This is a genomic window from Neisseria sp. HMSC070F02, from assembly GCF_001814225.1.
Taxonomy (GTDB): domain Bacteria; phylum Pseudomonadota; class Gammaproteobacteria; order Burkholderiales; family Neisseriaceae; genus Neisseria; species Neisseria meningitidis.
This window is the reverse complement of sequence record NZ_KV815381.1, coordinates 12475-20731: the sequence shown is the minus strand read 5'-3', so window position 1 is coordinate 20731 and position 8257 is coordinate 12475. Positions and strand designations below refer to the sequence as shown.

Below are 8257 nucleotides of genomic sequence, written 5' to 3'. Positions count from 1 at the left end.
GTCTGGATTCCCGCCTTCGCGGGAATGACGGCATATTTTTTGCATTTGATATAAAGGGTCGTTTGAATTTTGTTCAGCAAGTGCAAAGTGTTGCACATAAAAGGGCGCAGGCTTCATCCGTAAAGTCGGCGCAGGATAGAGGCAAAGCAGGCGTAGGTCGGGCTGTAGCAACTGTATTTTTCACCCCGTCGGGCAAAAATACCAAAACTCAAATCAAGCCGTTCGGAGGCGGCTCAAAAAACGGTACTTCGCAGCAGAAGTACCGTTTATCGGGATTTCAGGTTTTATTCTTCGGGGCGTTCGCCGTCGGTTTCGTCCTGCGTCCCTTCGGTGATGTGCATTTCTACGCCGTTGAGGGCGCGGATTTTTGCGTCGATTTCATCAGCAATTTCGGGATTTTCCTTCAGCCAGACGCGGACGTTGTCTTTGCCCTGACCGATTTTTGCGCCGTTGTAGCTGTACCACGCGCCGGATTTGTTGATGATGTCGTTTTTTACGCCGATGTCGATCAATTCGCCTTCCCAACTGATGCCTTCTCCGTAGAGGATGTCAAACTCTGCCTGACGGAACGGGGGGGCGACTTTGTTTTTGATGACTTTGACGCGGGTTTCGTTGCCCAATACTTCTTCGCCTTTTTTGATGGATCCGGTGCGGCGGATGTCGAGGCGGACGGAAGAATAGAATTTCAGCGCGTTGCCGCCGGTGGTGGTTTCGGGGCTGCCGAACATTACGCCGATCTTCATCCGGATTTGGTTGATGAACACAACCAGCGTGTTGGTTTTTTTGATGTGTCCGGTCAGTTTACGCAAAGCCTGGCTCATCAGGCGCGCCTGCAGTCCGACGTGGCTGTCCCCCATATCGCCTTCGATTTCGGCTTTGGGGACAAGTGCGGCTACGGAATCGACGACTACCATATCTACGCCGCCGGAGCGCACGAGCGTATCGCAGATTTCCAAAGCCTGTTCGCCGGTATCGGGCTGGGAGAGGTAAAGCTCTTCGACTTTTACGCCGAGTTTGCGGGCGTAAACGGGATCGAAGGCGTGTTCGGCATCGACAAAGGCGCACACGCCGCCGTTTTTCTGGCATTGTGCGACGGCTTCCAAGCATAATGTGGTTTTGCCGGAAGATTCGGGACCGAAGATTTCGACGATGCGCCCGCGCGGCAGACCGCCGACTCCGAGTGCGAGGTCTAATCCGAGCGATCCGGTGGAAATGACTTCGAGGTTTTCTTCCTGCTGGCTGCCGTCCATTTTCATGATGGCGCCTTTGCCGAAACTTTTTTCGATTTGCGCCAGTGCGGCGGCAAGGGCTTTGCTTTTGTCGTCTGACATTGGGGTTACTCCGGAACAAATGCGGTATGTGGGATGCGGCGCAACACGGGCTGCGGCGCGGGATTTGTATCGTTTTCCCGATGTGCGGGCTATCGGTAATGCTGCTTCACGGGGTTGCCATTATCGCATATTTCCTTGCTTGCCGATATGCGGCAGGACGCGGCGGCTTGTGCCGGAATGGAATCTGGATGCCGTCTAAAAGGCGGCCGGCTTTGTTATAATGGCGGCTGTTTTTTCTGTGTGTGCCTGTTTTATGTGTTCCTGCCTTGTTGTCAAAAATACCGTTATCGGAAGCGGACGCACCAAAATCGCCGTGCCGCTTGTCGCCCGCGATGCCGCCGTACTTTCCGCCGTACTTGACCAAATCAAAAACCTGCCCTTCGATATCGTCGAGTTCCGCGCCGACTTTTTGGAATGCGCGGGCAGCATCGGCGAAGTATTGCGCCACACGCAGACCGTCCGCGACGCGCTGCCCGACAAGCCGCTGCTGTTTACGTTCAGACGGCATGGCGAAGGCGGCGCGTTCCCGTGTTCGGACGGTTATTATTTTGAACTGCTCGACGCGCTGATCGAAAGCCGCCTGCCCGACATCATCGACATCGAGCTGTTTGCCGGCGAAACCGCCGTCCGGCGCGCCGTGGCGGATGCTCAAAAAAACGGCATCGCCGCCCTGCTCTGCAATCATGAGTTTCACCGCACGCCGCCGCAAGAAGAAATCGTATGCCGTCTGAAACAGATGGAGGACTGCGGCGCGGACATCTGCAAAATTGCGGTGATGCCGCAAAGCGCGGAAGATGTGCTGACTTTGCTTTCCGCCACGCTCGAAGCGAAACGGCTTGCCGCCAAACCGGTTGTTACGATGTCGATGGGGCAGACGGGTGCGGTCAGCCGCCTTGCCGGACAGGTGTTCGGCTCAAGCATCACGTTCGGTTCGGGAACGCAAAACTCCGCGCCGGGGCAAATCGGCGTATCCGCCCTCCGTGCGACACTCGACTGCCTCGAAAACGGCGCAGACTGATTTCAGACAGCATCAAAACATGATGAAACTCAATCCCCAACAGCTCGAAGCCGTCCGCTACCTCGGCGGCCCACTGCTCGTCCTTGCCGGTGCAGGCAGCGGCAAAACCGGCGTGATTACTCAAAAAATTAAGCATTTGATTGTCAATGTCGGCTACCTGCCGCATACCGTTGCCGCAATTACCTTTACCAACAAAGCCGCTGCGGAAATGCAGGAGCGCGTTGCCAAAATGCTGCCCAAACCGCAAACGCGCGGGCTGACGATTTGCACGTTCCACTCTTTGGGCATGAAGATTCTGCGCGAAGAGGCGAACCATATCGGTTACAAAAAAAACTTCTCCATTCTCGATTCTACCGACAGCGCGAAAATCATCGGCGAACTCTTAGGCGGTACGGGCAAAGAAGCCGTATTCAAGGCGCAGCACCAGATTTCCTTGTGGAAAAACGATTTAAAAACGCCTGAAGATGTCGTTCAGACGGCATCGAACATTTGGGAACAACAAACCGCACGCGTGTATGCGAGCTATCAGGAAACCTTACAAAGCTATCAGGCAGTGGACTTCGACGACTTGATCCGCCTGCCTGCCGTGCTGTTGCAGCAAAACAGCGAAGTGCGCAACAAATGGCAGCGGCGGCTGCGTTATCTGCTGGTTGACGAATGCCAAGATACGAATACCTGCCAATTTACGTTGATGAAACTTCTGACCGGCGCGGAAGGTATGTTTACCGCCGTCGGCGACGACGACCAGTCCATCTACGCATGGCGCGGCGCGAACATGGAAAACCTGCGCAAAATGCAGGAAAACTATCCGCAGATGAAGGTCATCAAACTGGAGCAAAACTACCGCTCCACCGCGCGGATTCTCAAAATCGCCAACAAAGTCATCGAGAACAACCCCAAGCTGTTCACCAAAAAACTTTGGTCGAAATTGGGCGAAGGCGAGCCCGTCAAAGTCGTTGCCTGCCAAAACGAGCAGCACGAAGCCGACTGGGTCGTCAGCCAAATCGTCAAACAAAAACTCATCGGCGGCGACAAAACCCAATATGCCGATTTCGCCGTGTTATACCGCGGAAAGCATCAGGCGAGGATTTTCGAGGAAGCATTGCGCGGTGCGCGCATCCCCTACCAGCTCTCCGGCGGACAAAGCTTTTTCGACAAAGCCGAAATCAAAGACGTGTTGTCTTATGTGCGGCTGCTTGCCAACCCCAATGACGATCCCGCCTTTCTGCGTGCCGTTACCACGCCCAAACGCGGCATCGGCGATGTCACGCTGGGCAAGCTCAACACTTACGCGCACGAACACGAATGCAGCCTGTATGAAGCCGCGCAAAACGAAGAAGCCCTTGCCACGCTGAACAATACCAACCGCCAACACCTGCAAACCTTTATGGATATGTTCGTCAGCTACCTCGCCAAAGCCGAAACCAGCGAAGCGGGCGAGTTCATCAACAGCCTGCTCGAAGAAATCGACTATGAAAACCATTTGATGCAAAACGAAGAAGGCAAAGCCGGCGAAATCAAATGGCGCAACGTCGGCGATTTGGTATCATGGTTTGCGCGAAAAGGCGGGGAAGACGGCAAAAACATCATCGAACTCGCCCAAACCGTCGCCTTGATGACGCTTTTGGAAGGAAAAGACGAAGAAGAAACCGATGCCGTCTCGCTATCCACGCTACACGCCGCCAAAGGTTTGGAGTATCCGTATGTTTTCCTTGTCGGTTGCGAAGAAGGCGTTTTGCCGCACAACGACAGTATCGAAGAGGGCAACGTCGAAGAAGAACGCCGCCTGATGTACGTCGGCATCACCCGCGCCAAACGCCAACTCACACTGACCCACTGCGTCAAACGCAAAAAACAAGGCACATGGCAGTTCCCCGAACCCAGCCGATTCATAGACGAAATGCCGCAGGAAGATTTGAAAATCCTGGGGCGCAAAGGCGGCGAACCGATTGTCAGCAAAGAAGAAGGCAGACGCAACCTTGCCGATATAATCGGAAGGCTCGACAACCTAAAAAAAAGCGGCGCGGCGGATTAAACCGGAGCCGCAATGCCGTCTGAAGGCTTCAGACGGCATGTTTTTTGGACGGCGTGGTAAATCGGTTTACGCCCACAAGCCCTGCTGCTGGTTTTTCGGCACAAGATGTCCCACGCCGATGCCGATAAGGCGGAACGCGTCTTCCGTCTGCGGCGGGACGCGCGCCATCAACATTTGCGCAGCCTGCAGCAGAGCTGCGCAGTCGGGCAATACGGAGGAATAAGTCAGTGTGCGCGTGATGATGCGGAAATCGTAGGTCTTCAGCTTGAGCGTTACGCTTTGGGCTTCGACGTTTTTGCGCGTGATTTGCCGCCACAAGTCTTCGGCAAGATGGGGGAGGTGTCCGGCAGCCTGCTCGAGCGGCAGGTCTTCGGGCAGGGTAATTTCTGTGGAGATTTGGAGGCGTTCGCGTTCGGCTTTGACGGGGCGTTCGTCCGTACCGCGCACCAAATCATAGAGGCGGTATCCGTAGCGTCCGAAATGGTTTAAGAGTTCGCCGCGCTCGAAACGGCGCAAGTCGCCCGCCGTCCGCATACCCAGCGACTGCATTTTTTTCAGCGTTACCTTGCCCACGCCGGGGATTTTGCCCAAAGGCAGGGTTTCCAAAAATGCCATGACTTTGTGCGGCGGCAACACAAACTGCCCGTTCGGCTTGCGCCAGTCCGACGCGATTTTCGCCAGAAATTTGTTCGGCGCGATGCCTGCGGATGCAGTCAAACCTGTTTCCGCAAAAATGGCGGCACGGATTTCTTTGGCAACTTCACTGGCGTAAGGGATGTTTTTGAAATTACGGGTAACGTCAAGATAGGCTTCGTCCAGCGACAAGGGTTCGATTAAATCGGTATAACGCCTGAATACGGCGTGAATCTGCGCGGAAACCTGACGGTACAAATCGAAATGCGGCGGCACATACACCGCTTGCGGACACAGCCTTTTCGCCGTTGCCACCGACATCGCGGAATGCAGCCCGAACTGCCGTGCCTCATACGATGCGGCGCAAATCACCGAACGCGCGCCCTCCCACGCGACGACCACCGGCCGCCCTTTCAAATGCGGCTGTTCGCGCAGCTCTACCGATGCGTAGAATGCGTCCATGTCGATGTGGATAATTTTGCGTGAAGACATCGGCTCTTCTGAGGATAAAAGGGATATTCTACTGCCGGCATCGGGCAAATTCCAAATATACGCCCCGATATGGGAAGCCCCGCATCCGCAGCGTTGGAAACAGGCAAACGCCTGCAAACAAAGCCGGCAAACGGATAACGGCATATTGCCTGATTGTCATTCAGACATAGGAAATGCGGAAAAAAACACCCAAATTGGCTATAATCCCGACAAACACACTCAAGGACAACAACATGGCAGCCTCGCCCGAAGCAAAATTCACTGAAGAAAAGATTTTGTGGGTCAAACACCACACGCCGAAACTCATCACTTTCGCCATCAGCCGTCCCGAATCCTACCGTTTTAAAGCCGGACAGTTCTCCCGACTCGGTTTCTACGAAGGGGAAGGCTTTATTTGGCGTGCCTACTCCATCGTTTCCGCAGAATATGCAGACACGCTCGAATATTTTGCCGTACTCATCCAAGACGGCCCCATGTCGGCCCGTTTCGCCAAAATGCAACAGGGCGACACCATCCTGCTCGATAAAAATGCCACCGGCTTCCTCCTGCCCGAACGCTTCCCCGACGGCAAGGATTTGGTGATGCTCTGCACCGGCTCCGGCATCGCCCCCTTCCTTTCCATTCTCGAACAACCTGAAATCCGACAGCGTTTCGATACCGTCAACCTGATACATTCCGTATCTTTTCCCGAAGAATTGATTTTCAACGACCGGCTCGCCGCATTGTCCGAACATCCCCTGGTAGGCGAATACGGACACTCGTTCCATTTCGTCCCTGTTACCACCCGTGCCGCCAACCCCTCGGGCTTAAGCGGAAAACGCATTCCGGAACTCTTAAAAAACAGCAGCATCGAACAGGCGCTGCATACCAAGTTCACCCCAGAATCCACACGGTTTATGATTTGCGGCAACCCGGAAATGGTCAAAGACACTTTCCAAACGCTGCTCGACATGGGTTACGCCATGCACCGCAACCGCATTCCCGGTCAAATCATGATGGAAAACGGCTTCTAAAAACCACCCTGCTTGTCCGATGCCTCGGACGGGCAAACCGGCACGACACGCAAACCGCGTCGGCAAAAATGCCGTCTGAAGCCTTCAGACGGCATTTTCGGATACATACAAACGGCAACATATTCCAACCCAAACCGATTAGGCAATCAATACGAACGGCTGTTTACATACTTACCGGCTTTCACCAACCGATATCGATTTAACCGATTTCCTTAATATTTTTCCTGTCCGTTTTAAACTTCGCCTTAAACACATCCGGCAAATCTTTATCGAAATACCAAAGCCCGCCATCCATTTCCAATGCGCCGCCCATTCCATGCAGAACGACTTTTTCCCGCGTTAAAGGATCGGTTTCGGTAATTTCCACCTCATGCATTTTTCCCCAATCCAAAACAGGCAACTTGTGTGCAAACGCCAAAACCTGTTCGTCAGAACGGCCACACGCCTTATCGCATCGGCCTGAAACATATACGGGACAAGGCTCATCCTCTGCATAACCGTCCGGAAGGATACCGGCTGCGGCAGGACACAATCCGTATGTTTCCGCCCACAACGACAAAGCCCGTCTCGCTGCCTTTTTATTGACAAATAATCCGGTAGGCGGATTGTCCGCCACACCGTTTTTCAAAGCCGCTGTTTTCGCATCCAACATGCCGTCTGAACCTTTTTCAAACCTGACGGTCGTAAATGTTTTAAGCAGATTTTTGGCAGATACGTAACAATCCGCCCCATAATGCCTGACCAATTCCGCTTTAACCTTATGGGCATGCAGCCTGCCCAATGCGGGAAAAAAACGGACTGCCTCCGTATTGCACCAATCAAACGAGGCTTTTCCGGAATCCAATAAAGCCGAAACCTCGCTATATACCCGTTCAAACGTACCGATATAATTTATTGCTCCCCCGCCGTCGAAACAGGCAAGCACCCCCATACCGTCAGGCAAACCGTACAACTGTTCCCTCAACCGTTCGGGCAGCGCGGCAGGCAGCGGTTTCGGATTCATCAAACGGAAACACTGCCTGATCCACTCCTCGACCCCGTGTTCCGACAGACTGTATTCCAAATAATCACACAATGCCGATACATCCGCCATCGCACGATGCCTGTCTTCCACAACAATCCCCAACCTTTCGATGATACTGTCTAGGCTGTGCTTGTAAAATTGCGGATACAGACACCGGGACAGCTGCACACTGCACAAAGCAGGCGATGAAAATCCGATACCCGCACGATGAAACTCATGCTTTAAAAACGTATAGTCGAAACGGCTGTTATGTGCAACCAGCACACAACCCTTCAATACCGAAAACAACTCGCCGGCAATCTCTGCAAAAACAGGCGCATCGGCAACCATGCCGTCTGAAATCCCCGTCAGCCCCGCCACAAACTGCGGAATCGGTTTTTGAGGATTAACCAACCACTCATGCCTCACCACCCTTCCCTGCTCAAACTTGACCAAAGCCACTTCGGTTACCCTGTCTTCATACAGATTGCCGCCCGTCGATTCCAAATCGACCACGGCAACCGGCATTCCAAACCGTAAAAACGCCTTTTCCAGCAAGGGCCAACGGGAAGCAACAATCATTTTATTCTCTTTAAATTCAAACAACAAACCGATATTTTACACTTTTAAGGCATTTCATCCAACAAAACAATTGACAGAATCCGATGATTACCCTAAAATTCAAATCTTTCTTGCAGCGCACCCGTAGCTCAGTTGGATAGAGTATCTGGC

6 protein-coding genes are annotated in these 8257 nt (G+C 53.4%); 3 read left to right on the top strand and 3 right to left on the bottom strand.

The annotated features are described in order from the left end of the window. Positions 1–284: 284 nt before the first annotated feature. Positions 285–1331 (bottom strand): recombinase RecA, encoded by a 1047-nt coding sequence (gene recA, locus HMPREF2959_RS03205; RefSeq protein WP_002227189.1) that lies wholly within the window; start codon positions 1329–1331, stop codon positions 285–287. Between the two features lie 253 nt (positions 1332–1584). On the opposite strand from recA, the gene aroD reads away from it, so the two are divergent. Together aroD and rep are read left to right on the top strand one after the other, a co-directional pair. After that, a complete protein-coding gene (gene aroD, locus HMPREF2959_RS03200; RefSeq protein WP_002243710.1) occupies positions 1585–2349 on the top strand; it encodes a type I 3-dehydroquinate dehydratase in 765 nt (254 codons plus the stop codon). Between the two features lie 19 nt (positions 2350–2368). Beyond that, positions 2369–4384 carry a DNA helicase Rep gene (gene rep / locus HMPREF2959_RS03195; RefSeq protein WP_002243711.1) on the top strand — a complete coding sequence of 672 codons (2016 nt, stop codon included), beginning with the start codon at positions 2369–2371 and terminating at the stop codon, positions 4382–4384. Positions 4385–4450: 66 nt separating this feature from the next. On the opposite strand, the gene dinB is transcribed toward rep, so the two are convergent. After that, on the bottom strand, positions 4451–5509 hold the full coding sequence (gene dinB / locus HMPREF2959_RS03190) for a DNA polymerase IV (protein WP_002243712.1): 1059 nt from the start codon (positions 5507–5509) through the stop codon (positions 4451–4453). 233 nt (positions 5510–5742) lie between these two features. Between dinB and HMPREF2959_RS03185 the strand changes: the two genes are divergently transcribed. Continuing rightward, positions 5743–6522 carry a ferredoxin--NADP reductase gene (locus HMPREF2959_RS03185; protein ID WP_002243713.1) on the top strand — a complete coding sequence of 260 codons (780 nt, stop codon included), beginning with the start codon at positions 5743–5745 and terminating at the stop codon, positions 6520–6522. A 199-nt stretch (positions 6523–6721) separates the two neighbouring features. Here the strand turns inward: HMPREF2959_RS03185 and HMPREF2959_RS03180 are convergent, their stop codons facing one another. Then, on the bottom strand, positions 6722–8107 hold the full coding sequence (locus HMPREF2959_RS03180) for a 3'-5' exonuclease (protein WP_002243714.1): 1386 nt from the start codon (positions 8105–8107) through the stop codon (positions 6722–6724). Positions 8108–8257 lie beyond the last annotated feature (150 nt).

Bases quoted from the DNA above. Each gene is read 5' to 3' on its own strand.
- recA (WP_002227189.1), bottom strand. From the start codon at position 1,331: ATGTCAGACGACAAAAGCAAAGCCCTTGCCGCCGCACTGGCGCAAATC.
- aroD (WP_002243710.1), top strand. From the start codon at position 1,585: ATGTGTTCCTGCCTTGTTGTCAAAAATACCGTTATCGGAAGCGGACGC.
- rep (WP_002243711.1), top strand. From the start codon at position 2,369: ATGATGAAACTCAATCCCCAACAGCTCGAAGCCGTCCGCTACCTCGGC.
- dinB (WP_002243712.1), bottom strand. From the start codon at position 5,509: ATGTCTTCACGCAAAATTATCCACATCGACATGGACGCATTCTACGCA.
- HMPREF2959_RS03185 (WP_002243713.1), top strand. From the start codon at position 5,743: ATGGCAGCCTCGCCCGAAGCAAAATTCACTGAAGAAAAGATTTTGTGG.
- HMPREF2959_RS03180 (WP_002243714.1), bottom strand. From the start codon at position 8,107: ATGATTGTTGCTTCCCGTTGGCCCTTGCTGGAAAAGGCGTTTTTACGG.